Annotated in this window: 22 protein-coding genes; 14 read left to right on the top strand and 8 right to left on the bottom strand. The window is 59.1% G+C overall.

Translation table 11 applies throughout. The annotated features are described in order from the left end of the window. The first annotated feature begins 305 nt into the window (after positions 1 to 305). Positions 306 to 1,706, top strand: coding sequence for a DHA2 family efflux MFS transporter permease subunit (locus ASF13_RS20875; RefSeq protein WP_056241165.1), 1,401 nt, complete (start codon positions 306 to 308; stop codon positions 1,704 to 1,706). On the opposite strand, the gene rbsR is transcribed toward ASF13_RS20875, so the two are convergent. From rbsR to ASF13_RS20840, 7 genes are all read right to left on the bottom strand, one after another. After that, complete coding sequence (gene rbsR, locus ASF13_RS20870) at positions 1,703 to 2,704, bottom strand: ribose operon transcriptional repressor RbsR (RefSeq protein WP_072166459.1); 1,002 nt, start codon at positions 2,702 to 2,704, stop codon at positions 1,703 to 1,705. The two genes, ASF13_RS20875 and rbsR, sit on opposite strands and share 4 nt — an antisense overlap. A 4-nt stretch (positions 2,705 to 2,708) precedes the next feature. Further along, the gene (gene rbsK, locus ASF13_RS20865; protein WP_056241158.1) at positions 2,709 to 3,638 is read right to left on the bottom strand and encodes a ribokinase; all 930 of its coding nucleotides are present in this window, start codon (positions 3,636 to 3,638) and stop codon (positions 2,709 to 2,711) included. A 58-nt stretch (positions 3,639 to 3,696) separates the two neighbouring features. Next, on the bottom strand, positions 3,697 to 4,578 hold the full coding sequence (gene rbsB, locus ASF13_RS20860; RefSeq protein WP_369814406.1) for a ribose ABC transporter substrate-binding protein RbsB: 882 nt from the start codon (positions 4,576 to 4,578) through the stop codon (positions 3,697 to 3,699). A 27-nt stretch (positions 4,579 to 4,605) separates the two neighbouring features. Further along, positions 4,606 to 5,574: a ribose ABC transporter permease gene (gene rbsC / locus ASF13_RS20855; RefSeq protein WP_056241154.1), complete on the bottom strand. Its 969-nt coding sequence runs from the start codon at positions 5,572 to 5,574 to the stop codon at positions 4,606 to 4,608. A gap of 2 nt (positions 5,575 to 5,576) precedes the next feature. Next, on the bottom strand, positions 5,577 to 7,082 hold the full coding sequence (gene rbsA, locus ASF13_RS20850; protein WP_056241149.1) for a ribose ABC transporter ATP-binding protein RbsA: 1,506 nt from the start codon (positions 7,080 to 7,082) through the stop codon (positions 5,577 to 5,579). Positions 7,083 to 7,089: 7 nt separating this feature from the next. After that, positions 7,090 to 7,509: a D-ribose pyranase gene (gene rbsD, locus ASF13_RS20845; protein WP_056241145.1), complete on the bottom strand. Its 420-nt coding sequence runs from the start codon at positions 7,507 to 7,509 to the stop codon at positions 7,090 to 7,092. A gap of 195 nt (positions 7,510 to 7,704) precedes the next feature. Further along, positions 7,705 to 8,100, bottom strand: coding sequence for a YgiW/YdeI family stress tolerance OB fold protein (locus ASF13_RS20840; RefSeq protein ID WP_056241226.1), 396 nt, complete (start codon positions 8,098 to 8,100; stop codon positions 7,705 to 7,707). A 220-nt stretch (positions 8,101 to 8,320) separates the two neighbouring features. Between ASF13_RS20840 and qseB the strand changes: the two genes are divergently transcribed. Together qseB and qseC are read left to right on the top strand one after the other, a co-directional pair. Beyond that, the gene (gene qseB / locus ASF13_RS20835; protein WP_056241142.1) at positions 8,321 to 8,983 is read left to right on the top strand and encodes a quorum sensing response regulator transcription factor QseB; all 663 of its coding nucleotides are present in this window, start codon (positions 8,321 to 8,323) and stop codon (positions 8,981 to 8,983) included. After that, positions 8,983 to 10,320 (top strand): quorum sensing histidine kinase QseC, encoded by a 1,338-nt coding sequence (qseC, locus tag ASF13_RS20830; protein WP_056241139.1) that lies wholly within the window; start codon positions 8,983 to 8,985, stop codon positions 10,318 to 10,320. Before qseB ends, qseC begins: the two co-directional genes overlap by 1 nt. A gap of 122 nt (positions 10,321 to 10,442) precedes the next feature. Here qseC and kup read toward each other — a convergent pair whose 3' ends face one another. Then, a complete protein-coding gene (gene kup, locus ASF13_RS20825; RefSeq protein WP_056241137.1) occupies positions 10,443 to 12,311 on the bottom strand; it encodes a low affinity potassium transporter Kup in 1,869 nt (622 codons plus the stop codon). A 265-nt stretch (positions 12,312 to 12,576) separates the two neighbouring features. On the opposite strand from kup, the gene ravA reads away from it, so the two are divergent. The 11 genes from ravA (at position 12,577) to atpF (ending at position 25,382) form a co-directional block, all read left to right on the top strand. Then, entirely contained in the window at positions 12,577 to 14,070 is a 1,494-nt protein-coding gene (gene ravA / locus ASF13_RS20820) for an ATPase RavA (protein ID WP_056241134.1), read from the top strand. Further along, positions 14,067 to 15,524 (top strand): ATPase RavA stimulator ViaA, encoded by a 1,458-nt coding sequence (gene viaA, locus ASF13_RS20815; RefSeq protein WP_056241132.1) that lies wholly within the window; start codon positions 14,067 to 14,069, stop codon positions 15,522 to 15,524. The genes ravA and viaA overlap by 4 nt, the downstream gene beginning before the upstream one ends. A gap of 93 nt (positions 15,525 to 15,617) precedes the next feature. Continuing rightward, positions 15,618 to 17,759 (top strand): 5-histidylcysteine sulfoxide synthase, encoded by a 2,142-nt coding sequence (gene ovoA, locus ASF13_RS20810; protein ID WP_056241129.1) that lies wholly within the window; start codon positions 15,618 to 15,620, stop codon positions 17,757 to 17,759. A gap of 416 nt (positions 17,760 to 18,175) precedes the next feature. Then, a complete protein-coding gene (asnC, locus tag ASF13_RS20805) occupies positions 18,176 to 18,637 on the top strand; it encodes a transcriptional regulator AsnC (protein WP_056241126.1) in 462 nt (153 codons plus the stop codon). 361 nt (positions 18,638 to 18,998) lie between these two features. Next, complete coding sequence (mioC, locus tag ASF13_RS20800; protein ID WP_056241125.1) at positions 18,999 to 19,439, top strand: FMN-binding protein MioC; 441 nt, start codon at positions 18,999 to 19,001, stop codon at positions 19,437 to 19,439. Positions 19,440 to 19,906: 467 nt separating this feature from the next. Continuing rightward, positions 19,907 to 21,796: a tRNA uridine-5-carboxymethylaminomethyl(34) synthesis enzyme MnmG gene (gene mnmG, locus ASF13_RS20795; RefSeq protein WP_056241123.1), complete on the top strand. Its 1,890-nt coding sequence runs from the start codon at positions 19,907 to 19,909 to the stop codon at positions 21,794 to 21,796. 49 nt (positions 21,797 to 21,845) lie between these two features. Beyond that, positions 21,846 to 22,466 carry a 16S rRNA (guanine(527)-N(7))-methyltransferase RsmG gene (gene rsmG, locus ASF13_RS20790; protein ID WP_056241121.1) on the top strand — a complete coding sequence of 207 codons (621 nt, stop codon included), beginning with the start codon at positions 21,846 to 21,848 and terminating at the stop codon, positions 22,464 to 22,466. An 847-nt stretch (positions 22,467 to 23,313) separates the two neighbouring features. Further along, positions 23,314 to 23,694 carry a F0F1 ATP synthase subunit I gene (gene atpI / locus ASF13_RS20785; protein WP_056241117.1) on the top strand — a complete coding sequence of 127 codons (381 nt, stop codon included), beginning with the start codon at positions 23,314 to 23,316 and terminating at the stop codon, positions 23,692 to 23,694. A gap of 8 nt (positions 23,695 to 23,702) precedes the next feature. Further along, on the top strand, positions 23,703 to 24,518 hold the full coding sequence (atpB, locus tag ASF13_RS20780) for a F0F1 ATP synthase subunit A (RefSeq protein ID WP_056241112.1): 816 nt from the start codon (positions 23,703 to 23,705) through the stop codon (positions 24,516 to 24,518). A 50-nt stretch (positions 24,519 to 24,568) separates the two neighbouring features. Beyond that, positions 24,569 to 24,808, top strand: a complete 240-nt coding sequence (atpE, locus tag ASF13_RS20775) for a F0F1 ATP synthase subunit C (RefSeq protein ID WP_003849523.1) — start codon at positions 24,569 to 24,571, stop codon at positions 24,806 to 24,808. A 103-nt stretch (positions 24,809 to 24,911) separates the two neighbouring features. After that, positions 24,912 to 25,382, top strand: coding sequence for a F0F1 ATP synthase subunit B (atpF, locus tag ASF13_RS20770; RefSeq protein WP_056241107.1), 471 nt, complete (start codon positions 24,912 to 24,914; stop codon positions 25,380 to 25,382). Positions 25,383 to 25,386: the final 4 nt, after the last annotated feature.

Below are 25,386 nucleotides of genomic sequence, written 5' to 3'. Positions count from 1 at the left end.
AGTTTTTTCCGGCGGTTCAGAGTACTTCCTGAACCTCTCAACACGCTGGCCTGTAAGCCGTTGTTCCGTGTCGATGGAGGCGCATTATAGGGAGTTCCCGACGGGTGACAAGTGTTTATTGCAAAAAAATGACTGAGAGCCGTTTTTTTGGTCATAAGCGGTAAAAACACACAATAACGGCGCATTAAAAGCGCAATTTCGGCCAGAACAGACAGGTAACACCTCCCCGCTGACATAACAGAGCTGCTACTCTCTCTGCGTCAGGTGCACTTTTGGTACCATAACCCTCAATAAAAGGACCACCCATGATCAAATCCGCGCGCAGTATGGCCGGACTTCCGTGGATCGCCGCCATGGCCTTCTTTATGCAGGCGCTGGATGCCACCATCCTCAACACCGCACTGCCCGCTATCGCTGACAGCCTGCAGCGTTCTCCGCTGGCGATGCAGTCGGCAATTATCAGCTACACCCTGACGGTGGCAATGCTGATCCCGGTCAGCGGCTGGCTGGCCGATCGTTACGGTACCCGTAAGGTGTTCATTGTTGCCGTGCTGCTGTTTTCACTCGGTTCACTGGCCTGTGCGCTCTCCGGCTCTCTGGCGATGCTGGTCACCTCGCGCATTATCCAGGGCATCGGTGGTGCGATGATGATGCCGGTGGCACGCCTGGCGCTGCTGCGTGCCTATCCGCGCAGCGAGCTGCTACCGGTGCTGAACTTTGTCACCATGCCCGGCCTGGTCGGCCCGGTGCTGGGGCCGCTGCTGGGCGGCGCGCTGGTCACCTGGGCCAGCTGGCACTGGATATTTTTAATCAACATTCCGATCGGCCTGCTCGGCATCTTCTATGCCCGCAAATATATGCCTGACTTTACCACCCCGAAACGTCGCTTCGACCTGGCAGGTTTTTTGTTGTTTGGTCTGGGGCTGGTCGGCATTTCCGGGGGGATTGAGCTGTTTGGTGAGCGGGTGGTATCCAGCCTGGTCGCCGGCGGGGTGCTGGCGGGCGGCATTGTGCTGCTGCTTCTATATATAGTACACGCGCGGCGACACCCTTCCCCGCTGCTCCCGCTGCCGATGTTTAAGACCCGCACCTTCTCGGTGGGCATCGTCGGCAACATTGCTTCACGGCTGGGCACCGGCTGCGTGCCGTTCTTAATGCCGTTAATGCTGCAGGTCGGCTTCGGTTACACCGCGCTGCTGGCCGGCTTTATGGTGGCACCGATTGCACTGGGATCTATTCTGGCCAAATCCACCGTGACGCGCGTGCTGCGCTGGTACGGTTATCGCAAAACGCTGACCGGCATCAGCGTGATTATCGGCGTGCTGATCGCCTCTTTCTCGCTGCAGTCGGCTAGCTGGAGCATTGCGGCGCTGCTAATCCCGCTGTTTGTGCTGGGTATGGCGATGTCGACGCAGTTTACCGCGATGAACACCATTACGCTGGCCGACCTGAGCGATGCCAACGCCAGCAGCGGCAACAGCATGCTGGCGGTCACTCAGCAGCTGGCGATAGGTTTTGGCGTGGCGGTCAGCGCCGCCGTGCTGCGCTTTTATGAGAACTTCGATGGCACCACCCTGCAACACTTCCACGCCACCTTCCTGACCATGGGCGCGATCACCGTGCTGTCTGCGGGGGTGTTCCTGCTGCTGAAGCCGGGCGATGGCCGCAACCTAATCAGCGATCGCGATAAGAAGAAGCCGGTTTAACGTTCCCCGACCGAATCACGCTCCACCAGCTCCGGGGTCAGCACCAGCAGTTGCGGGCTGGCACCGGGCTTGTTCAGCCGCTGCAGCAGCGTATCCACCGCCAGCTGGCCCAGTTCATCTTTCGGCTGATGAATGGTGGTCAGCGGCGGGGTCATATAGCGCGCCAGTTCAATATCATCGTAGCCCATCACCGCCATATCCTGCGGCACGGTCAGCCCGGCCTGATAGAGGGCATGGTAGACGCCCACCGCCATCGCATCGTTGCTGGTGAACACCGCCTGTGGCGGCTGCTCCAGCGCCAGTAGCGCATTCATGGCGTTGTAACCGCCCTGGAATTCGAAATCAGCCTCAATAACGTAGCCCGGCAGGATCGGCAGCCCGGTGGCCTGCATCGCCTGGCAATACCCCTCAAGCCGCAGGCGGGCGGGGGTTTTATCCTGCGGCCCGGCGATACAGGCAATGCGCGTATAGCCACGCGAGATCAGAAACCGCGTGGCGATGTCACCGCCCAGCAACGCGTTATCCTGAATGATATCGCTGCCCTGTTCGAACGGAGCCCAGTCCATGATCACCGAGGGGATGGTCGGATAGCGTTTAAGGATATCGGCGGCTGGGGTATGGCTCTCGGTACACATTACCAGCAGGCCGTCCACGCGCTTTTGCAACAGCGTTTCCAGGCTGCGGTTCATACGGTCTTCGTCACCTTCGGTATTGCACAGCACCAGGCTGTAGCCGCGCTCGTAGCAGCTGCGCTCCACGCCGCGCACCACTTCCGAATAGAACGGGTTGCTGCTGGCGGTCAGCAGCATGCCGATGGTGCGGGTCTGATTGATCTTCAGGCTGCGCGCCAGCGCCGAGGGGGCGTAGTTCAGCTGGCCGATCGCCGCGGTCACCTTTTCACGCACCGCCTCGCTGACGAAGCGGTTGTTGTTGATCACGTGCGATACGGTAGAAGTAGAGACGCCCGCCAGGCGGGCGACGTCTTTCATAGTGGCCACACATTTACTCCTGCTGTTGCAAGAAGCCGTCTGTCTCTTCACGCCAGGGAACGGAGGGCTGTGCGCCACGACGGGTGACGGCAATCGCCGCGGCCGCATGCGCGAAACGCACGGCTTCGGTCATCGGCCGCTGCTCCAGCAGCGCGGTGATCAGCGCGCCGTTGAAGGTATCGCCAGCGGCGATGGTGTCCACCGCTTCAACGCGAAAACCGGGCACGCGCTGGCCGTTACCCTGCTCGCTGAGCCAGACGCCGCGGCTGCCGAGGGTAATCAGTACGGTACTGATGCCTTTCGCATGCAGTACCGACGCGGCCTGCGCAGCGGCAGCGTCAGAATCGACAACGACGCCGGTGAGGATCTGCGCCTCAGTCTCATTCGGGGTGATGATATCAATCAGCGCAAGCAGCTGGTCAGACAGCGCCGTAGCCGGTGCCGGATTGAGGATCACCTGAGTATGGTGCTGACGGGCAATCTGGGCCGCCGCCAGTACGCTCTCCAGCGGCGATTCCAGCTGCATTAACAGCGCGTCCGCATCGGCAATCACCTGCTGATGCTGCTGCACGCGGTCGGGGGTCAGTGCCGCATTGGCACCGGCATGAATGCCGATGGTATTTTCACCTTCGCCATTAACAAAAATAAGCGCCACGCCGGTCGGTTCGCCCGCCACTGCGGCAACCGGGGTGATGTCAATACGATCGCTGGCCAGCTGCTGGCGTACGCGCTCGCCGATGTCGTCGTCACCGACGCAGGCGATAAAAGCAATGTCGGCACCGCTGCGCCCGGCCGCCACGGCCTGGTTAGCTCCTTTTCCGCCAAAGGCCACCTGATACTGGTTGCCGATCACCGTTTCACCCGGACGGGGAAAATGGGCCAGGTTAAGGATGTGATCTGCGTTGATGCTGCCAAGGACAGCCAGTTTGCCGGTTTTCGTCATGAGAGTATCCAGATAAGTGCGCCACCCGAAGGTGGCGCGTGCCATGCTTTTCTTTGATTTATTTGGTGACCAGCTTCAGGTCTACCGGGTTAATGGCCTGAACCTTCTGGCCTTTCAGCACTTTATCCGCGGTTTGCACGCCGATAACGCCGATCTGCTCCGGCAGCTGAGCTACGGTCGCGGCCAGTTTGCCGCCTTCGACTGCTTTCACGCCGTCTGGCGTGCCGTCAAAGCCCACCACGAGAACATCAGATTTTCCTGCGGTTTGCAATGCGCGCAATGCACCCAGCGCCATTTCATCGTTCTGCGCGAACACGGCCTGCACGTCAGGATGCGCGGTCAGCAGGTTCTGCATCACGTTCAGGCCTTTGGTACGGTCAAAGTCCGCTGGCTGGCTGGCCAGGATGTTGAACTTGTGTTCGTCGGCGGCCTGTTTGAAACCTTCACCGCGCTCACGCGCTGCTGAGGTACCGGCAATGCCTTCCAGCTCGATAATTTTCGCACCGTCACCCAGCTTTTTGGCAAGGAAGTTACCGGCAGTCTTGCCGCCAAAGCGGTTGTCAGAAGCGACATGGCTGACCACCGTGCCCTGAGCAGCCACGCGGTCCAGGGTGATCACCGGAATGTTAGCCTGGTTGGCCATCTTCACGGCGTTACCCACCGCATCAGAGTCGGTAGGGTTGATCAACAGCACTTTGGTGCCGCGCACGGTCAGATCCTGCACGTTCGCCAGCTCTTTTGCCGGGTTGTTCTGTGAATCCAGCACGACCAGGTTGTAACCCAGCTTGTCCGCTTCCTTCTGCGCGCCATCCTTAAGAGACACGAAGAACGGGTTGTTCAGGGTAGAGACCACCAGAGCGATGGTGTCTTTAGCCATGGCGCTGGCGCTGAGGGTGGCGCCAAGCAGTACGGCCAGTGCAGTCAGTTTGTTCATCTTCATGTACGTATCCTGTGTAAGGTAAAAGAGTTATTTACTGCTTTTGTTGTCTACCAGCACCGCCAGCAAGATAACCACCGCTTTGACGATCATTTGGTAGTAAGAAGAAACGCCGAGCAGGTTGAGCCCGTTATTAAGGAAACCGAGGATTAACGCGCCGATCAGCGTGCCCATAATGCGGCCTTTCCCGCCGGCCAGGCTGGTACCGCCCAGCACCACCGCCGCAATCGCATCCAGCTCGTAACCGGTACCGGCCGTTGGCTGTGCCGAGGAGAGACGCGCCACCTCGATGGTGCCCGCCAGCGCCGCCAGCATGCCGCACAGCGCGTAAACGATGATTTTTACCCGGTTAACGCTGATGCCGGAGAGGCGGGTAGCCGATTCGTTGCCGCCCAGCGCATAGATATAGCGGCCCAGACGAGTGTGGTGCAGCATGTACCAGGCGGCGAGAAACACGATCGCCATCAGCCACACCGGGGTCGGGATGCCCAGCGGGCGGCCGATGCCGAACCAGCCGAACAGATCCGCGTTGTCGTTGAAACCGGTATTGATCGGGCTGCCGTTGGTATAGACCATGGTCACACCGCGCAGCAGCAGCATCATCACCAGCGTGGCGATAAACGCCTGCACTTTACCGCGGGCCACGATGGTGCCGGTAATGCCGCCAATCAACGCGCCCAGCGCCAGCGCTGCCGCCACCGCTACCAGCGCATTAACTTCCAGGCCGACGATCGACGCCGCCACCGCGCCGGTCAGCGCCAGCAGCGATCCCACCGACAGATCGATGCCGGAGGTGAGGATCACCAGCGTCATGCCCACCGCCATAATGGCGTTAACCGAGGTCTGCTGCAGAATGTTAAACAGGTTTGCCACGGTGAAGAAGTTCGGGCTGAGGCTGGAGACGATGGCGATCAACACCACCAGCGCAATCAGCGACTTCTGTTCCAGCAGCCAGGCCTTACTGATCAGCCGGCGTGAAGGGATAGTTTGCGTACTCATAGTTATGCCAGCTCCGCGCTGTAATGTTTACCTACTGCCGCCGCCATCAGAATTTCCTGCGAGGCCTGTTCAATCGGGAAGTCACCGCTGAGGCGGCCTTCGTGCATTACCAGCACGCGGTCGCTCATGCCCAGCACTTCCGGCATTTCGGAAGAGACCAGGATGATGCTCAGCCCCTCCTCTTTAAACTGGTTAATCAGCTGATAGATCTCTTTCTTCGCCCCGACGTCGACGCCGCGCGTCGGTTCATCAAGGATCAGCACCTTTGGCCGGGTCATCAGGCCGCGGGCAATCGCCACTTTCTGCTGATTGCCGCCGGAGAGCAGGCCAATCGGCTGGTTCATCGACGGCGTTTTGACGTTAAACAGCTTAATAAAGTCGCCCACTGCCAGCTGCTCTTCCGCATGCTTGAGGCGACCGCCGCCGTGGCTGAAGTACTTCAGCGCGGTCAGCGACATATTCTCTTTTACCGACATGCCGAGCACCAGCCCGTCACGCTTGCGGTCTTCAGAGATATAAACGATGCCGTTCAGCAGCCCCTCTTCCGGCGAACGCGCGGTGACGGCCTGTCCGTCGAGAGTCACCGTGCCGGCGGAACGCTTTAACGCGCCGTACAGCACTTTCATCAGTTCGGTACGCCCGGCGCCCATCAGCCCGGCCACGCCGAGGATCTCGCCCTTACGCAGGGTAAAGCTGACGTCATCCACCCCCGGGCCGCACAGATTATCAACCTTCAGACGCACCCCGCCCGGCGCTTTATCCAGACGCGGATACTGATCTTCCAGCTTGCGGCCGACCATCATCTCAATCAGCGACTCTTCGCTGAGCGAGACCACCTCACGCTCGGCGATAAACTGCCCGTCGCGGAAAATGGTAACGTCGTCGCAGATCTCAAAAATCTCTTTCATCCGGTGCGAGATATAGACGATGCCGCACCCCTGCGCCTTCAGCTCGTTGATCACCCGGAACAGCGAGGCGGTTTCGGTATCGGTCAGGGCGTCCGTCGGTTCGTCCATGACGATCACTTTTGACTCGAAGCTCAGCACCTTGGCGATCTCCACCATCTGCTGATCGCCGATCGACAGATCGCCCACCAGCCGGTGGCTGCTGAAGCGCAGGTTGAGGCGTTTCAGCAGCGCGTCGGCCTCACTGTGCATTTTGCTCCACTGGATGCGTCCGAAACGATTCACGAACTCGCGACCGAGGAAGATATTTTCGGCAATGCTCAGCTGCGGGATCAGGTTCAGCTCCTGATGGATGATGCCAATCCCCGCTTCCTGGGACGCTTTCGGCCCGTTGAAGGTGGTCTCTTTGCCCAGCCAGACAAAGCTGCCGGCGTCACGCTGATAGATGCCGGTCATCACCTTCATCATGGTCGATTTACCCGCGCCGTTCTCGCCCACCAGCGCCATCACGCGGCCGGGGTAGACGTTGAGCGCGGCACCGGAGAGGGCTTTCACCCCCGGAAACGATTTTTCGATGCCTTTCAGTTGCAGTAAAGGTTGCATAACGGCCTCAGAAGGTCACGCCAGCGCTGAGGATCACATTGGCATACGGAGAGCACTCCCCGCTGCGAATGACCGCCTGGCTGCTTTGAGTTTGTTGTTTGAACTGAACGTGACTGACGTAATGAAGGGTAATAAGGTTTCCCTGGTGTTGTTGCAATGTTTCAAGCAGCGTGAGCAGCTGGGCGTGGAGCTGCGGATTATGCTGTTTAATCTCTTCCGCAATCGTAGCACTCTCGACCTGCATCTCATCCGTTACCGCCTGCGCCACCTGTAAAAAGCTGGGAATACCGTGAGTTAAGGCCAGATCGATACGTTGCGGGCCGTGCGGCACCGGCAGGCCGGCATCGCCAATCACGATGGTGTCGGTATGGCCGAGGCGCGCGACCACGGTTGAGATATCAGAATTCAGTAAGGTGCCTTTTTTCATTTTCCACTCCAGAGCGAAACGTTTCGCTGAACTGCAGTGTAAGAAACAGGCAGGGGAAAACAATCGGGAAAATGCGAAAATGTGATCGCTATCGAAACGTTTCGCTGACGCGGGCGGGCAATTTGCTTTAGGGGTAAAATGGCAGCGGTTCCACTGCCATTACGGTGACATTTTTATGACGCGGAGCTATCTCCGTCAGGGAATTTTACGTACCTGCTTTACGTCCAGCTCGACGGAGTTGAAGTCTTTATCCAGTTTACCCTGCAGTTCAACCTTATCCTGCGGGCCGATGGTCTGCCCGTCCCAGCGTTTATGGTCGATCTCCACCTGCAGGGTGCCGGTAGCGTCACGGAACTGATAGTCCTCATCGCCCACCCGCTTTTCGATAGTGCCGCGCAGCGTCACCCAGGCATCATCCTTCATATCCAGCGCCTGCTTCACGGTGACCAGGCTGCCATCAGGTCCGCTAAAACCGCCCTGCTGCGTATGCGGTGCGGCGGCGTTCGGGTCAACAAATCCACCCTGCTGTACGGCCAGTACCGGGGTAGCCATCAGGGCGGTAATCGCCAGCAGCGCGGCTGATTTTTTCATCGTCATTATGTGCTCCTTTCTTCCTGAACAGGGCAGCCATCGCTGCCGGATACGTGCTGTTGAGCGGTCATTACAGCAAAGGGTTCTTAACAGGATCTTAAGGCGCAGGCGGCGGTGGCGATTTTTCTTCAGGCTGCGTAAATCACGGCAATTTCCGCCTCTCGCCCTGTACAGCACGACGGATGCTTCGTATAACTCCGTTAACTGAGAGGGAGAAACGATGAGAATTTTGCTGGTGGAAGATGATCGCCTGATCGGCGACGGCCTGCAGGCCGGGCTGGGAAAACTGGGCTTCAGCGTAGACTGGTTCACCGGCGGCACGCAGGGAATGCAGGCGCTGAGCGCCGCCCCCTATGACGCGGTGGTGCTGGACCTGAGCCTGCCGGAGATCGACGGGCTGGCGATCCTGCGCCACTGGCGGCAGCAGGGTCAGGACGAGCCGGTGCTGATCCTTACCGCCCGCGACGCGCTGGAGCAGCGGGTCAGCGGCTTACAGCAGGGTGCCGACGACTACCTGTGCAAACCCTTTGCCCTGAGCGAAGTGGCGGCTCGCCTGCAGGCGCTGATCCGACGCCGCCACGGCCAGCTGCAGCCCACCCTGCAGCACGGCGGGCTGGTGCTCAACCCCGCCGCGCACACCGCCACCCTGCACGGCGAACCCTTACCGTTAAAGGCGCGCGAGCTGGCGCTGCTGGAACTGTTCCTGCTCAACGCCGGACGGATCCTGACCCGCGCGCAGCTGGAGGAGAAGCTGTACGGCTGGGAGGATGACGTCTCCAGCAACGCGGTGGAGGTGCATATTCACCACCTGCGTAAAAAGCTCGGCAGCGGCTTTATCCGCACCGTCCACGGCGTCGGCTACGCGCTGGGGGAGGCGCCGTGATGCCGCACAGCTTACGCCTGCGTCTGATGCTGGGCTTTCTGCTGCTGAGCCTGCTGTGCTGGGGCGCGGCGGCGGTCGGCACCTGGTGGCAGACGCGGCACAATATCAATCAGCTGTTCGACACCCAGCAGATGCTGTTTGCCAAGCGGCTGACCACCCTGCAGCAGCAGCCGGTAGCGGATGCCGGGCCGCTGCCGAAAAGCAAAAAAATGCTGCGCCACCACCGCGGCGAGCAGGATGACGACGCGCTGGCGTTTGCGGTGTTCAGCCGCGACGGCCGCATGCTGCTTAACGACGGCGATAACGGTCGCAATTTTCTCTGGCACCCGGGTCAGGACGGCTTCAGTGACGGCCAGCTGCGCGGCGATGACGACCGCTGGCGGCTGCTGTGGCTAACCAGCGCAGACGGGCAGTCACGGGTGGTGGTCGGCCAGGAGTGGGAGTATCGCGAGGATATGACCCGCGATCTGGTGCAGGCCAGCCTGCTGCCCTGGCTGCTGGCGCTGCCGGTGATGCTGCTGCTGATGCTGTGGCTGGTCAGCCACCAGCTGTCGCCGCTTAAGCGCCTGACCCATCAGCTGCGGCAGCGGGCGGCGGACGATGCCGCACCGCTGGCGGATAACGGCGTACCGGCCGAGGTGCGTCCGCTGCTGCAGGCGCTTAATCAGCTGTTTGCCCGCATCAGCCAGACGCTGCTGCGCGAAAGGCGCTTTACCTCCGATGCCGCCCACGAGCTGCGCAGCCCGCTGGCGGCGCTGAAGGTACAGACCGAAGTCGCGCAGCTGGCCCACGACGATACGGCCATGCGCCAGCACGCGCTGGTGAACCTCGACCACGGCATCGATCGCGCCACCCGGCTGGTGGATCAGCTGCTGGTGCTGTCACGGCTGGACGACGGCCAGCCGCCGGAGGTCGCCATGCTGGACCTCACCGACCTGCTGCGCCAGGCGATCGTTGAGCAGGATGCGCTGGCCCAGGCGGGCAAGGTAGAGCTGCGGCTGGAGGCGCCCGACACGCTGCACTTCAGCGGCAACCCGCTGCTGCTGGCGTTGCTGCTGCGCAACCTGCTGCATAACGCCATTCGCTACACACCACCGGGGGGAGAGGTCGTGCTGCGGCTGCAGCCGGGCCGGCTAGTGGTGGCCGACAACGGGCCAGGGGTGGACCCGGCGCTGCTGCCCCGGCTGGGGGAACGCTTTTATCGGCCTCCTGGCCAGGCGCTGTCGGGCAGCGGGCTGGGGCTGTCGATCGTGCAGCGGATTGCCCGGCTGCACGGCATACGGGTGCAGCTTAGCAATGGTGATGAGGGCGGGTTAAGGGTGACGCTGGCGTGGTAACGAACAACATCGCCGCGGCGGCTCTGATGAGTCAGCGCGGCGATGTTATCCTGGCTTCCGGCTTTACGAGCGGTACTGGTTTAGCCCCTGTTCTGCCAGGCGCACCTGGCAGAACAGCAGCGTCAGATTTCCACCTGCGTCCCCAGCTCAATCACCCGGTTAGGCGGGATCTCAAACTGATCCGGCGCGCGCAGGGCGTTACGCTGCAGCGCCATAAACAGTTTGCCGCGCAGGCGCAGGTACCACGGGCGTTTGCCGATAATCAGCGATTCGTGGGACATAAAGAACGAGGTCTCCATCATCCGGCAGTTCAGCCCTTCCAGCCCGCAGCGGTGGAAAATTTCCTCGACGTTAGGCGTTTCACGCCAGCCGTAGCTGGCCACCACCCGCCAGAAGGTCGGTGACAGCTGCTCGATGGTCACCCGCCTGACGTTATGCACGTAGGGCACGTCCTCGGTGCGCAGGGTCAGCAGCACCACCCGTTCGTGCAGCACCTTGTTGTGCTTGAGGTTATGCAGCATGGCAAACGGGATGATGTTAATCGCCCGCGACATATAGACCGCGGTACCCGGCACGCGCACCGGCGGGGATTTTTCCAGCGAGGCGATCATCGCCTCCAGCGAATTGCCGTGCTCGTGCATCCGGCGCAGCAGGCGGAAACGCTCGCTCTTCCAGGTGGTCATCACCACAAACATCATCAGCGCCAGCGTCAGCGGCAGCCAGCCGCCGGAGAGCAGTTTCACCAGGTTGGCCGAGAACAGCGACACGTCGATGCACAGCATCCCCACCAGCAGCATCACCACCAGCCAGCGGTTCCAGTGCCAGTTTTTAATCGCCACCGTGCTGGCCAGAATCGCCGTCAGCACCATGGTGCCGGTCACCGCGATACCGTAGGCCGCCGCCAGGTTACTGGAGTGTTTGAAGCCGACAATCACAATCACCACCGAGACGAACAGCAGCCAGTTGATCACCGGAATATAGATCTGCCCGGACTCCTGTTCGGAGGTGTAGATGATGCGCATCGGCGGCAGATAGCCCAGCCGCACCGCCTGGCGGGTCAGCGAGAACACGCCGGAAATCACCGCCTGCGAGGCGATCACCGTGGCCAGCGTGGCGAGGATCAGCATCGGTATCAGCGCCCAGTCCGGGGCCAGCAGGAAGAACGGGTTTTTAATCGCCTCCGGGTGTTTCAGCAGCAGCGCCCCCTGGCCAAAATAGTTGAGCACCAGCGACGGCAGCACGACAATAAACCACGCCAGGCGGATCGGGAATTTACCGAAGTGACCCATATCGGCATACAGCGCCTCCACCCCGGTGATTGCCAGCACCACCGCGCCCAGCGCAAAGAAGGAGACCGATTTGTACTCAAAGAAGAAGTGCAGCGCCCAGTAAGGATTCATCGCCTGCAGCACTTCCGGGTTGTTTATAATGCTACGTGCGCCAAGCAGCGCCAGCACGATAAACCACAGCAGCATCACCGGCGCGAACAGTTTGCCGACCAGGCCGGTGCCGTGTTTCTGAATAACAAACAGCAGGGTCAGCACGGCGATCGCCAGCGGCACAATATAGCTGTCCAGCGACGGGGCGGCGATCTCCAGCCCCTCTATCGCCGACAGCACCGACACCGCCGGGGTAATCACCACTTCGCCATAGAAGAAGCTGCCGCCGATCAGCCCCATAATCACCAGAATGGCGGTGGCCCGCCCGCCGGTGTTGCGGCCGGCCAGCGACATCAGCGTCAGAATCCCCCCCTCACCGGCGTTATCGGCGCGCATCACATAGCTGATATATTTCAGTGATACCGTCAGCACCAGCAGCCAGAAAATCAGCGACAGAAAGCCAAACACCGCGTCGCGCTCAACGCCAAAACCGAACTGCCCGGAGAGGCACTCGCGCAGGGTATACAACGGGCTGGTGCCAATATCACCGTACACCACGCCGATGGCGGCCAGCGTCACGGCGCCAAGGGACTGCTTCTTGTCAGAGCTCATAGTTTTGTCTTTTTTGTGCTGAGTTACGCGGGATTGCGTACAGCGTCAGATCCTCAAACGGCGCACAGTATGCACGATTGAGAAAAAAAGCCGATCCTGAATTGCACGGCCGCCGCGTAAAATCGCACGCTTAGCTGGCTCGTGTCACCCTTTGATAATAAAAGAGCTGACTGCAATCCGCACTTTCAAGCATCATAGCCAGTAGTGTTTGCGCTCGCCAGCCACCGGGCTGGCCAGACCGTACAAAAAGGATGAATGTTTTATTATGGCTCAGCCTCATTTACTGGCGGAACGTATCGCCCGCCTCAGCAATGCGCTGGAGAAAGGTCTCTACGAACGCCATCACGCCATTCGCCTGTGCCTGCTGGCGGCGCTGTGCGGGGAAAGCGTCTTTTTGCTTGGGCCACCGGGCATCGCCAAAAGCCTGATCGCCCGCCGCCTGAAGTATGCGTTCCGCAACGCCCGCGCCTTTGAATACCTGATGACCCGCTTCTCCACCCCGGAAGAGGTGTTTGGCCCGCTGTCGATTCAGGCGCTGAAGGATGAAGGTCGCTATCAACGCCTGACTAAGGGCTACCTGCCCGACGCGGAAATTGTGTTCCTTGATGAGATCTGGAAAGCCGGCCCGGCGATTCTGAATACCCTGCTCACCGCCATCAACGAACGCCGCTTCCGCAACGGCGACAGCGAAGAAAAAATCCCCATGCGCCTGCTGGTCACCGCCTCTAACGAACTGCCGGAAGCCGACAGCGGTTTGGAAGCGCTGTATGACCGCATGCTGATCCGCCTGTGGCTGGATAACGTGCATGAAAAACAGAACTTCCGCAGCCTGCTTACCCACCAGCAGGATGAAAACCAGAATCCGGTTACCGATTCGCTGTGCATCAGCGATGAAGAGTATCTGGCGTGGCAGCAGGGTATCACTAAGGTCAGCCTGCCGGATGATGTCTTTGAGCTGATTTTTCAGCTGCGCCAGCTGCTGGAAAACCAGCCGGAAGCGCCCTATATCTCCGACCGCCGCTGGAAAAAAGCCATCCATCTGCTGCAGGCCAGCGCCTTCTACAGCGGGCGCAGTACCATTGCGCCGATTGACCTGATCCTGCTGAAGGACTGCCTGTGGCACGACGTAGCCTCAATGAAGCTGCTCGACCGGGAGATCGACAACCTGCTGACCCAGCAGGCCTGGCAGCAGCAGCCGCTGCTGATTAAACTGCAGCAGGTCAACGCCCGCCGCCTGGCGCTGCAACAGCAGCAGAGCGTGGAGCAGGCGATCCGCCTGGAGAAACACGGCGGCATGTTCAGCCGCAAGCCGCACTATGAACTGCCGGCAACGCTGGCCGCAGAGTCGCTGACGCTGATGCTGCAAAAACCGCTGGTGCTGCACGATATGCAGGTCAGCCATCTCACCCTGACCCGCGAAGCGCTGCAGCACTGGCTGCAGAAGGGCGGCGAGGTGCGCGGCAAACTCAACGGTATCGGCTTTGCCCAGCCGCTCGACCTGCACGTGGACGGCAACGACTGCCTGACCCTGCGCGACGTCAGCCTGCAGTCCACCCGCCTGATGCTGCCCGGTAAACCGCAGCAGGGGCTGCCGGAAGAGATCGTGCAGGCGCTGGACGCGCTGGATACGCAACTGCACGCCCAGCGCACGCTGTTCAGCCAGCACCACCGCTGCCTGTTTATCAGCGACGACTGGCTGGCACGTATCGAAGAGAGCCTGCAGCAGGTGGCTGAACAACTGAAGCAGGCACGCCAGTGATTTCGCTGGACACGCTGAGCATGTTCCTCGCGGTCAGCGAGACCGAGCTGATTGAGGAGCTGGCGATCTCGCTGCTGGCCTCCCCGCAGCTGTCCAGCTTCTTTAAAAAATTTCCCAAACTGAAATCGGCCCTCACCCGCGACCTGCCGCAGTGGAAGGCCGAAGTGCTGCAGCAGATGAAAAGCACCGCGGTGCCGGACGATCTGGAAATCGAATTTACCCGCTTTCGCGACTGCCAGACCCTGAGCCAGGCCACCTTCAGCGCGCAGCTGCCCGCGCTGCTCGACTGGCTGATGCAGCAGCACTCACCCTTCGCCGAACAGGCCCGCCAGCTGACCGAACACAGCGATATCCAGCAGGTCAGCGTTGCCCAGCAGACGCTGTTTCTACAGCGCTGGCGGCTGAGCCTGACGCTGCAGACCCTGACGCTGAACCAGCAGCTGCTGGAGCAGGAGCGGGAAAAACTGCTGGCCGAGCTGCAGCAGCGGCTGGCGATGAGCGGCCAGCTGGCCCCGGTGCTGGGCGATGATGACGCCGCCGCCGGGCGACTGTGGGATATGACCCGCGGCACGCTGCAGCGCGGTGATTATCAGCTGATCGTCCAGTACGGTGATTTCCTTGCCGGGCAGCCGGAGCTGCTGAAGCTGGCCGAACAGCTGGGCCGCAGCCGCGAGGCGAAAGCGGTACTGGCGGAAGAGGCCCCGCCGGAGCCGTTCCACCAGCTGGTGCGCGAGCCGGAAAGCGTGCCGGAAGAGGTGAACGGGCTGCATCAGAGCGACGATATTCTGCGCCTGCTGCCGCCGGAGCTGGCCACCCTCGGCATCAGCGAGCTGGAGATGGAGTTTTACCGCCGGCTGGTAGAGAAAAGGCTGCTGACCTATCGCCTGCAGGGGGAGAGCTGGCATGACAAAGTAACCCTGCGCCCGGTGACCCATCAGCACCACGATCAACAGCCGCGCGGCCCGTTTATCGTCTGCGTGGATACCTCCGGCTCAATGGGTGGCTTTAACGAACGCTGCGCCAAAGCCTTCTGCCTCGCGCTGCTGAAAGTGGCGCTGGCCGACAACCGCCGCTGTCATATCATGCTGTTCGCCGATCAGGTGATCAGCTATGAGCTGACCGCCGGCGACGGCATTAGCCAGGCAATCCGTTTTCTCAGCCAGCGCTTTCGCGGCGGCACCGATCTCGCCGCCTGCCTGGATGCGGTGCTGCAAAAGCTGGCCAGCACCGCCTGGAAGGATGCCGACGCGGTGATCCTCTCCGACTTTATCGCCCAGCGCCTGCCGGAGGCGCTGGTGAAACGCACCCGCGACCACCAGCAGCAGCAGCATCAGCGTTTCCATGCGGTTGCCATGTCCGATCATGGAAAACCCGGCATTATGCGCATCTTCGACCATATCTGGCGCTTCGACACCGGGCTGAAAAGCCGCCTGCTGCGCCGCTGGCAGCGCTAAACCCCGCCCGTTGTCCATTGCATAAAAACGGCAAAAGCCATCTGCTATAGTCATAAGATTGTTTTTTTCCATCAGGCCCGACTGGAGCACCTTGTGACTGCACAACCGACAAAACCGAGCGGGTTACCCGCCGCCACCCGTACACTGCTGTTAAGCGGCGATAACGCAGAACAAAAACGCCAGCAGTTGCTCGCTTACTTCCGCCAGACCTGGGAACTGTATGAGAGCCTGTTTGACTGCCTGGCCGACGAACGCGCTTACTACACCAAGGCGATCCCGCTGCGCCATCCGCTGATCTTCTACTACGGCCACACCGCCACCTTCTACATTAACAAGCTGATGGCCGGGCAGCTGATCGACCAGCGGATTGACGATCCGATTGAAGCGATGATGGCGATCGGCGTCGATGAGATGAGCTGGGACGATCTGGACACCAGCCACTACGCGTGGCCAACGCTGGCCGAGCTGCGCGACTATCGCGGCAAGGTGCGCAGCCGGGTGGAGCAGTTTATTCAGGAGATGCCGCTGACCCTGCCGATCGGCTGGGACAGCCCGGCGTGGGTGATCCTGATGGGCATCGAACATGAGCGCATCCACCTCGAAACCTCCAGCGTACTGATCCGCCAGCTGCCGGTGCAGTGGGTACAGCCGCAGCCGCACTGGCCGGCCTGCACGGACGCGCGCCATGACCGCCACAGCGTGCCGCACAACAGCCTGATTACCCTGGCAGGCGGTACGGTCAGCCAGGGCAAAACCGACGACACCTACGGCTGGGATAACGAATATGGTCACCAGCTCCACCAGGTGCAGCCGTTCCAGGCCAGCCGGATGCTGGTCAGCAATGCCGAATACTACGACTTTGTTGCCGCCGGCGGCTACCGCACCCGCCGCTGGTGGGACGATGAAGGCTGGGGCTGGTGCGAATTTGCTAACGCCACGATGCCGACCTTCTGGGTGGGGGATGCCACCGCGCCCGACGCGCTTAAGCTGCGGCTGATGACCGAAGAGGTACCGATGCCGTGGGACTGGCCCGCCGAGGTCAACCAGCTGGAGGCAGCGGCGTTCTGCCGCTGGAAGGCGGAGCAGACCGGCGAACCGGTGCAGCTGCCCGCCGAGTGCGAATGGCTGCTGCTGCGTGAGCAGGTGCCGGGCGATCAGCCTGAGTGGGATGAAGCGCCAGGCAATATCAACCTTGCCCGCTGGGCCTCCTCCTGCGCGGTCGATCGTTTCCCTCAGGGCGAGTTTTTTGATCTGATCGGCAACGTCTGGCAGTGGACCACCACGCCGATCAACGGCCTGGAAGGCTTCCGCGTGCACCCACTGTACGACGACTTCTCCACCCCGACCTTTGACGGCAAGCACTCGCTGATCAAAGGCGGCAGCTGGATCTCCACCGGCAACGAGGCGCTGAAATCCTCGCGCTACGCCTTCCGCCGCCACTTTTTCCAGCACGCCGGCTTCCGCTACGTGGTCTCACGCCACCAGGAGACCATGACCCTCAACCCCTACGAAACCGACAGCATGGTGTCGCAGTACCTCGACTTCCAGTACGGCCCGCAGTACTTCAGCGTCGGCAACTATGCCAAAACGCTGGTGGAGATCGCCAGCGGCCTGACCGACAAGCGCCAGCGTGCGCTGGATATCGGCTGCGCCACCGGCCGCGCCAGCTTTGAACTGGCCCGCCACTTTGAGCAGGTGGTGGGGATGGACTACTCGGCGCGCTTTATCGACGTGGCGCTGCAGCTGACCCGCGGTGAGGACTTCCGTTACGTCACTCAGGAAGAGGGCGACCTGGTTGAGTACCGCCAGGTGCGGCTGAAGGATATCGGCATCAGCAGCGAACAGGCCGGCCGCATTCAGTTTGTACAGGGCGACGCCTGCAACCTGAAGCCGCAGCCGGAGAGCTACGATCTGGTGCTGGCCTCCAACCTGATTGACCGGCTGCGCCAGCCGAAACGCTTCCTGCAGGACATCACCGCCATGCTTCGCCCCGGCGGCGTGCTGATGCTCTCCTCGCCTTACACCTGGCTGGAAGAGTTTACGCCGAAGGAGAACTGGCTGGGCGGCGTGCGCGAGAACGGCGAGGCACTCTCCACTTACCAGGCGCTGCAGCGGCTGCTGGCGGCCAATTATGAAGAGATCGCTCCACCGCAGGATCTGCCCTTCGTGATCCGCGAAACCGCCCGCAAATACCAGCACACGGTGGCGCAGCTGACCGTCTGGCGTAAGCGTTAGCTGTTAGCTGTTAGCCAGCAGTTTTTTAAAGATCCTGCAGGCGACGCAAACCGTAAAGCGAAGGGAGCCTGTCAGGATCCTGGCAGGCAACCTGAACCGGGCACGGGGCTAACGGTGCCCTTCCTTCAGACAACACAAACCGTAAAGCGAAGGGAGCCTGTCCACGGAGTAAAGCATCACGGGCCACGGACGGCCCGTGCTGAGCCGTCATGGATGACGTTTTTTGCGTCTTTACGGAGTGGACAGGCTCCCTGAAGCTGCCACATTCCAGCAGCAGACAACGTTTTTTGCTTTTTGCTTTTTGCTTTTTGCTTTTAAAAGCTTCCCACTGTTATTCCGGCAATTTTATTGTCAATTTCCCTTATTTCCTGCACATTATCCCCTTAAACACTGAACAATCCCTAACCGGAGTGACCATGGCCGACACCCTGCAACCCGATAACCTCGATCGCGGCATCCTCAACGCGCTGCTGGACAATGCCCGCATCGCCTACGCCGAACTGGCCAAACAGTTCAACGTCAGCCCGGGCACCATCCACGTGCGGGTAGAGAAGATGAAGCAGGCTGGCATCATCAAAGGCACCCGGGTAGACATTGATCCCAAACAGCTGGGCTACGACGTCTGCTGCTTTATCGGCATCATCTTAAAGAGCGCCAAAGACTACCCGTCCGCGCTGGCGCGGCTGGAAGCGCTGGATGAAGTGGTCGAGGCCTACTACACCACCGGCCATTACAGCATCTTCATCAAGGTAATGTGCCGCTCCATCGACCACCTGCAGCAGGTACTGATCAACAAGGTGCAGACCATTGATGAAATCCAGTCCACCGAAACCCTGATCTCCCTGCAAAACCCGATCATGCGCCCGATCAAACCCTGATCGGTGCATAACATTATCCACAGCCGGTTAATGTCACCGATCCCCCTAATTACGCAGCCCAATTGGCGATAAGTGAAAGATCTTCTCGCCAGCAAAAACACCAATCAGAGCCCAGCCCCCCTTCCTGTATTCCTGAAACGGATCCCACAGACACCCCGCACCGTCGGCGGCGCAGCCAGTTTCGCTACGGCCAGCGCGCAGCACCCGGAGCGTACTTCTGTACGTGAGGAGTGCGAGCACTGCCCGGAGTGAAAATGGCAAGTAAGCCAGGTGCCTCACAGAATACCCCTAACTATCCACAGGTAGATCCCAGGGTGATCACAGGGTACAATGCCCGCCTTTACGACTCAGGGATCCCCTCATGGCCGACATTACCTTAATCAGTGGCAGCACCTTAGGCAGCGCAGAATATGTTGCCGATCATCTGGCAGAGAAACTGGAAGAAGCCGGTTTTTCTACCGAGACGCTGCACGGCCCGGAGCTGGAAGAGCTAAAGATGGAGGGGATCTGGCTGCTGGTGGCTTCTACCCACGGCGCAGGAGAATTGCCGGATAACATCCTGCCGCTGTTTGACGCTATAAAAGAACAGCAGCCGGACCTCAGCCAGCTGCGCTACGGTGCGGTGGGTATTGGCAACCGCGAATATGACCTGTTCTGCGGTGCGATCGATCTGTTTGACGATCTGCTGATCTCACTGGGCGCATCACGTATTGGTGACGTCTTTAAGATCGACGTGCTGCAGCATGAGATTCCGGAAGATCCGGCCGGTGAATGGGTTGAAAGCTGGAAAGCGCTGATCTGAGCACCAGGATCTGCCCGCGATCGGCGGGTGGATCCTCAGAAAACGTGCCTTTTCGATCGTGAGTTTTGTAAATATTGTCCTTTTTTGTCCATTTTCGCACCGCTTATCTGTGGATAACATAACGAATTACCCGGTGAAAACCGGTGGTTATCCCAATAAAAACCCAGGTGCTTTCCTGAGCCTGTGCATAAGTACCTATTTTGATCCCAGCTTATACGCGAAAGGATCACCGATCATTCACAACTAACGATCGTCTCTAATCGGTTGATCGTTATCGGCTAATCAGGCTTATCCACAGAGATCGACGATCCTAATAGAAAGATCTAACAAAGAGATCTTTAAATAAAAAAGATCTTCTTTTTAATACCCAGGGATCCCGACGCTTTCACCGTCCGCTAAAGTTGAGTAGAATCCACGCCCCGGACAACGATCCCCCTTCATTCGCACAAACCGCGAGGTGCAGTACCATGTTTTATCCAGATCCTTTTGACGTCATCGTAATCGGTGGTGGTCATGCGGGGACAGAAGCCGCGATGGCCGCTGCCCGGATGGGTCAGCAAACCCTGTTATTAACCCACAACATCGACACGCTGGGGCAGATGTCCTGCAACCCGGCGATCGGCGGCATCGGGAAAGGACATCTGGTTAAAGAAGTGGACGCACTGGGTGGCCTGATGGCACACGCCATTGACCAGGCCGGCATCCAGTTTAGGATACTAAACGCCAGCAAAGGGCCTGCCGTCAGGGCGACCCGTGCGCAGGCCGACCGCGTGCTCTACCGTCAGGCGGTACGCACCGCGCTGGAGAATCAGCCGAACCTGATGATCTTCCAGCAGGCAGTTGAGGATCTGATCGTCGAAAACGATCGGGTGGTCGGTGCCGTGACCCAGATGGGCCTGAAGTTCCGCGCCAGGTCAGTGGTACTCACCGTAGGGACCTTCCTCGACGGTAAAATTCATATCGGCATGGATAACTACAGCGGTGGCCGTGCCGGCGATCCGCCGTCGATTTCCCTGTCTCAGCGTCTGCGTGAGCTGCCGCTGCGCGTGGGCCGCCTGAAAACCGGTACGCCGCCGCGCATCGATGCGCGTACCATCGACTTCAGCGTGCTGGCCCCGCAGCACGGCGACACGCCGCTGCCGGTGTTCTCGTTTATGGGCGACGTCAGCCAGCATCCGCGTCAGGTGCCGTGCTGGATCACCTACACCAACGAAAAAACCCATGAGGTGATCCGCAACAACCTCGATCGCAGCCCGATGTACGCCGGGGTGATCGAAGGGATCGGTCCACGCTACTGCCCGTCGATCGAAGACAAGGTGATGCGTTTTGCCGATAAAAACGCCCATCAGATCTTCCTTGAGCCGGAAGGACTGACCAGCAACGAAATTTACCCGAACGGCATCTCCACCAGCCTGCCGTTTGACGTACAGATGCAGATCGTCCGCTCAATGCAGGGGATGGAAAACGCCAAAATTATCCGTCCTGGCTACGCGATTGAGTACGATTACTTCGACCCGCGCGACCTGAAGCCGACGCTGGAAAGTAAATATATTCAGGGCCTGTTCTTTGCCGGTCAGATTAACGGCACCACCGGCTATGAAGAAGCGGCGGCACAGGGCCTGCTGGCCGGCCTGAACGCCGGACGCTACTCGGCCGATAAAGAGGGCTGGGCGCCGCGTCGCGATCAGGCCTATCTGGGCGTGCTGGTCGACGACCTCTGCACCCTTGGTACCAAAGAGCCGTACCGTATGTTTACCTCACGCGCGGAATACCGCCTGATGCTGCGTGAAGACAACGCCGATATGCGCCTGACCGCCGCCGGCCGCGAGCTGGGCCTGGTCGACGACGCCCGCTGGGCACGCTTTAACCAGAAGCTGGAGCGCATCGAGCTGGAGCGTCAGCGCCTGCGTGACATCTGGGTACACCCGAAAACCGAATCGGTGACCGAGATCAACGGCGCACTCAGCGCACCGCTGACCAAAGAGGCCAGCGGCGAAGATCTGCTGCGTCGTCCGGAGATGACCTACCGCCTGCTGACGGGCCTCAGCGCCTACGCGCCGGCGCTGGATGATGCTGAAGCGGCCGATCAGGTTGAGATCCAGGTGAAGTACGAAGGCTATATCGCCCGCCAGCAGGAGGAGATCGACCGCCAGCTGCGCAACGAGAACACCCTGCTGCCGGTCGACCTCGACTACCGCCAGGTAAGCGGCCTCTCCAACGAAGTGATCGCCAAACTCAACGATCACAAACCGGGATCGATTGGCCAGGCTGGCCGCATCTCCGGGATCACCCCGGCGGCGATTTCGATCCTGCTGATTTATCTCAAAAAGCAGGGCTTACTGCGCAAAAGCGCGTAACCTGCTCTCAGGCCGGGGCAACCCGGCCTTTCGACGGAAGCGAACCCACGTGATTAATAAACTCTCTGCTCTGCTGCGCAAAGCCGGTATTGAACTCTCCGAACAGCAGAAACAGCAGCTGGTCGGCTATGTTGAACTGCTGCACAAATGGAACAAAGCCTACAACCTGACCTCGGTGCGTGACCCGGAGCAGATGCTGGTGCGCCATATCCTCGACAGCGTGGTGGTGGAACCCCACCTGACCGGCCAGCGTTTTATCGACGTCGGCACCGGCCCCGGCCTGCCCGGCGTTCCGCTGGCGATCGTACGCCCGGACAGCCACTTCACCCTGCTGGACAGCCTGGGGAAACGCATTCGCTTCCTTAAGCAGGTACAGCACGAGCTGAAGCTGGACAACATTACGCCGGTGCAGAGCCGCGTTGAGGTGTTTCCGGCCGAGCCGCCGTTTGACGGGGTGATCAGCCGGGCTTTCGCCTCGCTGCACGATATGCTCAGCTGGTGCCACCACCTGCCGGGGCCGCAGGGGCGTTTTTATGCGCTGAAAGGCGTGGTACCGCAGGACGAACTGGACAGCCTGCCGGCCGGTTTCAGCCTGGAAAAGGTGGCACAACTGCAGGTGCCTGAGCTGGAAGGTGAGCGGCATCTGCTGGTGCTGACCCGCAAACCCTGACCCGCGTCGGGCCCGACAAAATCGTGCTGATTGCGCGGCCCGATCATCAAAGCGGTCAGCAACCTGCATGTTGACCGCTTTTTTTTCCTCTGAACGGTCTTAATCTTCCTTAACCGGCCGGCGTAAAAGCGCCGATGGCGGGTATCCGTTGAAAAGTGCGATCTTTTATCCGCGTGTGCAGAAGAGGGCAGGGTGGCAGACAGAAGCGAGATTCAGGATGAAAATGTGAGAAAGAGGTGGACGCAGCAGCCGCGTTGACATTAAATCTGCCGACAGACACGATCTGCAAGCCTTGGTTACATTTAACGGCTGATTCACAATTCATTATCATGGGTGTCACTTTTTTCAGCCATTTTACCCGAGACATTAGTCACGCATGAAAATATGAGCGCGTAATAAGTTGGCGTGAGTAATAGCATTGGCGGTGTTAAATATTTGCTACGGATGTCAATGAAAGGTTTTTATCAAGATAACCAACCGTTTTTAAATTTAATAAGTCTATCTTGTTGAATTTAATGAAAATATTAACACTGTTTAAACTAAAAACTGACAAATACCAGAATAATTATCCGCAATAACATTACTGAATTGTGATCTTACGCACGCTTTATGAGCAAATAGCACCTTGAATTACATGCAAAGGGTCGGCCAGGACGGAAGTTGCCGCTTTGCAAAAATAGCGAACTCGAAAGAAATTTAAATAATTGTTCACCTTTTCTCGACTTATCCATTGAAATCACAGGTGCGCACCGTATAATTTGCACGTTTTTTGCTGCTTGACTCGCGCGAGCGCGGGCAGCGTGATACGACACGCGACATCCCCTCGGGGCAGGAGAGTTTCAGCGTCATGTCAGTGTCCCTTTACAGAGTGAAATTTGCCCGAACCGTGCTGATGTTGCAGCTGGGGACCCTGGTCTTGATCGGAGCGCTGTTTGCCCTGAAAGAGTTGACCTGGGGCTTATCCGCCTTAGCGGGTGGCGTGGCGGCCTGGCTGCCGAACGTGTTGTTTATGATTTTTGCCTGGCGCCACCAGGCGGGACACGAAGTCACGGGAAGGCTGGCCTGGACGTTCGCTCTGGGTGAAGCGTTGAAGGTGACGGTAACGATAGTGATTCTGATGGTGGCGTTAGGCGTGTTTAAGGCGGCCTTTATGCCGCTGGGACTGGCCTGGTTATCGGTGGTGATAGTACAAATCGTCGCACCGGCTGTAATTAACAACAAAGGGTAAGAGGCATCATGGCTGCAGGAGAAATCTCTACGCCGCAAGAATACATAGGTCACCATCTGACGCACCTTCAGTTGGACCTGCGTACCTTCGAGCTAGTGAAGCACGACGCTCCGGCGACGTTCTGGACTTTAAATATCGACTCCATGTTTTTCTCTGTGGTGCTGGGAGTTCTGTTCCTGGTGCTGTTCCGCAGCGTTGCGAAGTCAGTAACCAGCGGCGTGCCGGGCAAATTCCAGGCCGCAATCGAGCTGGTTGTCGGTTTTGTTGACGACAACGTGCGCGACATGTACCACGGTAAAAGCAAAGTAATCGCTCCGCTGGCCCTGACGATCTTCGTCTGGGTGTTCCTGATGAACTTCATGGACCTGCTGCCAATCGACCTGCTGCCGTACATCGGCGAGCACGTGTTTGGCCTGCCAGCGCTGCGTGTGGTGCCTTCTGCTGACGTGAACATCACGTTGTCGATGGCGCTTGGCGTATTTATTTTGATTCTGTTCTACAGCGTCAAGATGAAAGGTATTGGCGGCTTTACCAAAGAGCTGACGATGCAACCCTTCAATCACCCTGTTTTCATTCCGATCAACCTGATTCTGGAAGGTGTGAGCCTGCTGTCCAAACCAGTTTCTCTGGGTCTGCGACTGTTCGGAAACATGTATGCGGGTGAATTGATTTTTATCCTGATTGCCGGTCTGTTGCCGTGGTGGTCACAGTGGGTTCTGAATGTGCCATGGGCCATTTTCCACATCCTGATCATTTCGCTACAGGCTTTCATTTTCATGGTCTTAACGATTGTCTATCTGTCGATGGCATCTGAAGAACATTGATTTTTTTCTCAACACTACTGCGTTTTAACTGAAACAAACTGGAGACTGTCATGGAAAACCTGAATATGGATCTGCTGTACATGGCTGCCGCTGTGATGATGGGCCTGGCGGCAATCGGTGCTGCAATCGGTATCGGCATCCTCGGAGGCAAATTCCTGGAAGGCGCCGCGCGCCAACCGGATCTGATTCCTCTGCTGCGCACGCAGTTCTTTGTTGTAATGGGTCTGGTGGATGCAATCCCAATGATCGCCGTTGGTCTGGGTCTGTACGTGATGTTTGCTGTCGCGTAATGAACCGATTGTTCATCACGCAGTGCAAGCTGGGTGATGAACGGCTTCTGCCGCGGTCTGAGACAGCGGCAGAAAAAGTTAACTTAACAAGAGGCATTGTGCTGTGAACATTAACGCAACAATCCTCGGCCAGGCTATCGCGTTCATCCTGTTTGTAGCGTTCTGCATGAAGTACGTATGGCCGCCGATTATGGCCGCCATTGAAAAGCGCCAGAAAGAAGTTGCTGATGGCCTTGCTTCCGCTGAACGTGCCAAGAAAGATCTGGATCTCGCGCAGGCTAATGCGACCGATCAGCTGAAAAAAGCGAAAGAGGAAGCCCAGGTGATTATTGAGCAGGCGAACAAACGCCGCGCTCAGATCCTGGACGACGCTAAAGCAGAGGCTGAGCAGGAACGTAGCAAGATCGTCACTCAGGCGCAGGCAGAAATTGATGCCGAACGCAAACGTGCACGTGAAGAGCTGCGTAAGCAGGTCGCGATGCTGGCAATCGCCGGCGCCGAGAAAATCATTGAACGTTCCGTGGATGAAGCTGCTAACAGCGACATCGTTGATAAACTGGTCGCTGAACTGTAAGGGA

Origin of the sequence: Erwinia sp. Leaf53 (assembly GCF_001422605.1) — a bacterium.
Taxonomy (GTDB): domain Bacteria; phylum Pseudomonadota; class Gammaproteobacteria; order Enterobacterales; family Enterobacteriaceae; genus Erwinia.
This window is presented reverse-complemented; position numbering and strand designations above follow the sequence as displayed.

Coding starts and splice junctions, on each gene's coding strand:
- ASF13_RS20875 (WP_056241165.1), top strand. CDS start 306: ATGATCAAATCCGCGCGCAGTATGGCCGGACTTCCGTGGATCGCCGCC.
- rbsK (WP_056241158.1), bottom strand. CDS start 3,638: ATGACGAAAACCGGCAAACTGGCTGTCCTTGGCAGCATCAACGCAGAT.
- rbsB (WP_369814406.1), bottom strand. CDS start 4,578: ATGAAGATGAACAAACTGACTGCACTGGCCGTACTGCTTGGCGCCACC.
- rbsC (WP_056241154.1), bottom strand. CDS start 5,574: ATGAGTACGCAAACTATCCCTTCACGCCGGCTGATCAGTAAGGCCTGG.
- rbsA (WP_056241149.1), bottom strand. CDS start 7,082: ATGCAACCTTTACTGCAACTGAAAGGCATCGAAAAATCGTTTCCGGGG.
- rbsD (WP_056241145.1), bottom strand. CDS start 7,509: ATGAAAAAAGGCACCTTACTGAATTCTGATATCTCAACCGTGGTCGCG.
- ASF13_RS20840 (WP_056241226.1), bottom strand. CDS start 8,100: ATGAAAAAATCAGCCGCGCTGCTGGCGATTACCGCCCTGATGGCTACC.
- qseB (WP_056241142.1), top strand. CDS start 8,321: ATGAGAATTTTGCTGGTGGAAGATGATCGCCTGATCGGCGACGGCCTG.
- qseC (WP_056241139.1), top strand. CDS start 8,983: ATGCCGCACAGCTTACGCCTGCGTCTGATGCTGGGCTTTCTGCTGCTG.
- kup (WP_056241137.1), bottom strand. CDS start 12,311: ATGAGCTCTGACAAGAAGCAGTCCCTTGGCGCCGTGACGCTGGCCGCC.
- ravA (WP_056241134.1), top strand. CDS start 12,577: ATGGCTCAGCCTCATTTACTGGCGGAACGTATCGCCCGCCTCAGCAAT.
- asnC (WP_056241126.1), top strand. CDS start 18,176: ATGGCCGACACCCTGCAACCCGATAACCTCGATCGCGGCATCCTCAAC.
- mioC (WP_056241125.1), top strand. CDS start 18,999: ATGGCCGACATTACCTTAATCAGTGGCAGCACCTTAGGCAGCGCAGAA.
- mnmG (WP_056241123.1), top strand. CDS start 19,907: ATGTTTTATCCAGATCCTTTTGACGTCATCGTAATCGGTGGTGGTCAT.
- atpI (WP_056241117.1), top strand. CDS start 23,314: ATGTCAGTGTCCCTTTACAGAGTGAAATTTGCCCGAACCGTGCTGATG.
- atpB (WP_056241112.1), top strand. CDS start 23,703: ATGGCTGCAGGAGAAATCTCTACGCCGCAAGAATACATAGGTCACCAT.
- atpE (WP_003849523.1), top strand. CDS start 24,569: ATGGAAAACCTGAATATGGATCTGCTGTACATGGCTGCCGCTGTGATG.